At 56.5% G+C, this 1,293-nt stretch carries 1 protein-coding gene; it reads left to right on the plus strand.

Annotated features, from left to right (window positions below; all coding sequences use genetic code 11):
* Positions 1–276 precede the first annotated feature (276 nt).
* On the plus strand, positions 277–1,272 hold the full coding sequence (locus tag AC3WK5_RS28990) for an IS110 family RNA-guided transposase (protein WP_103320527.1): 996 nt from the start codon (positions 277–279) through the stop codon (positions 1,270–1,272).
* Positions 1,273–1,293 lie beyond the last annotated feature (21 nt).

Below are 1,293 nucleotides of genomic sequence, written 5' to 3' on the forward strand. Positions count from 1 at the left end.
GCTCGGCAGCTGCTTGTATGTTGCACCGACATCAAACGAGAGGATTTAATCTCGTCGGTGCACACATGCAAATGCGTTTCTGGGGGAGGCCGCTCGCTGCTGAAGGCAGGAAGTTTCTGACCTTGTCCGTAGAGAGGCTCCCCCGCCTCATTGCCCACCACGAAGAGTATCGAGAAGCCGACAAGTCGGACTTCGCATTACAAGGTTGTAGCGGCATGAAGTTCGAGGTCGGGGGAACCGGAGACATTTTTGCCTTTTCTCCAAGGAGTTGGAAGCATGAATGTTTATGTCGGTCTGGACGTCGGCTCTCGCAGCATTGCCATGGCTTGGCGCAAAAAGGGGCGGACAGCAGGGACCTGGGACATTGAACAGACAGCCAGGGGCCATAAGCTGGCGGTGAAAAAGCTGTTGGATTTAAAGCCTCAGGGGATCGTCATGGAGGCGACGGGGGTTTACTACCTGGACTTCGCCATGGCCCTGGCCGAAGCCGGATTGCCGGTCTCGGTCATCAACCCCAAAAGCTGCCACAACTTCGCAAAAGTCATGCTGAGCAGCAGTAAAACCGACGCGATGGATGCGCAACTGCTGGCCGAATATGCCGAGCGCATGACGCCTCGTCTTTGGACTCCGCCGACGGCCGATCAGATGGCCCTTCGCGCCCTTGGACGCCATATCAATCGACTGATTGGCTCTCGCACTCAAGCCAAGAACCAGCTGCACGCCTTGAAAGCCACGCAAACGACGATGCGGCTGCTGATCGAAGATGAGGAAGAGGCCATCGAAGCCCTGGACCAGCGAATTGAACGACTCAAACAGGCGGCACGTGAACAGATCGCCCGGTGCCCGGAACTGAGCGCTCAGTTGAGAAACATGATGGCTGCGCCTGGCGTAGGAGAAGCCTCGGCGATCACGGTGCTGGCGGAGCTGACAACGCTTCCCAAAACACTTAAATCGGCCCAAGTGAGTCGTCATGCCGGGCTGGATGTGCGACTGACCCAGTCCGGGACGAGCCTCGACAAGCCGGGTCGAATGAGCAAAACAGGAAATGCCTACCTGCGCGCGGCGATGTTTATGCCGGCGCTGAGTGCAATTCGCTGCGATGACTATGTAAAAGCCTTCTACGAAGCACTGTTGGCTCGTGGAAAGAAGAAGATGCAAGCAATCGGAGCCGTCATGCGCAAGTACCTGACAGGACTGTGGGCATGCATCCGGATGGGAGAGGATTTTGATACGGCCAAGCTTTTCAGCGAAAAGCACTTCGCGAAAGCTTGACCGGAAACAGAGTATCTACGG

The organism is Pseudomonas sp. FW306-02-D09B (assembly GCF_058782685.1).

Bases quoted from the DNA above. Each gene is read 5' to 3' on its own strand.
- AC3WK5_RS28990 (WP_103320527.1), top strand. From the start codon at position 277: ATGAATGTTTATGTCGGTCTGGACGTCGGCTCTCGCAGCATTGCCATG.